Raw genomic sequence first — 456 nt, forward strand, 5'->3', positions numbered from 1 at the left:
GTGCCGGAAGCGTTTCGGCAGGACGCTCACCACTGGCTGATCCTGCATGGGCGCTATGTGTGCAAGGCGCGCAAGCCCGAGTGTTGGCATTGCGCGATCGAGCCGCTGTGTGAATTCAGGCCGAAGACGCCAGCGCCGAAGGAATGAAAAACGGGGACTGCACCGTCTGATGCGAGTCCCCGTTTTCTTTGTGCGACCGGTCGTCGATCAAAGGATCTTGCACGCCTCTTCGAACGACAGGCGCGGGTTGCGCGGGTGCAGCTTCTCGGCGTCACCGTAGCCGATGTTCATGATGAAGTTGACCTTCCACTGACCATCGGGGAAGAACGTCTCGTTCACCTTGTCTGCATCGAAGCCGGCCATCTGGCCGCAGTCCAGACCGAGCGCACGGGCAGCAAGCACCAGATAGCCGCCCTGCAACGAGCCGTTCATCAGCGCGGCGGCGTTGATCTTGGC

1 protein-coding gene and 1 pseudogene are annotated in these 456 nt (G+C 61.4%); one reads left to right on the top strand and one right to left on the bottom strand.

The window, feature by feature from the left end; genetic code table 11:
• Positions 1-147, top strand: a pseudogene (locus I6F21_RS37780) (endonuclease III); the annotation flags it as partial.
• Positions 148-207: 60 nt separating this feature from the next.
• On the opposite strand, the gene I6F21_RS37785 reads toward I6F21_RS37780, so the two are convergent.
• Positions 208-456: nitroreductase family protein (locus tag I6F21_RS37785; RefSeq protein WP_225184393.1), on the bottom strand; the 249-nt coding region annotated here is incomplete at its 5' end.

The organism is Bradyrhizobium sp. NBAIM03 (genome assembly GCF_020194055.1).
GTDB classification, from domain to species: Bacteria; Pseudomonadota; Alphaproteobacteria; order Rhizobiales; family Xanthobacteraceae; genus Bradyrhizobium; species Bradyrhizobium yuanmingense.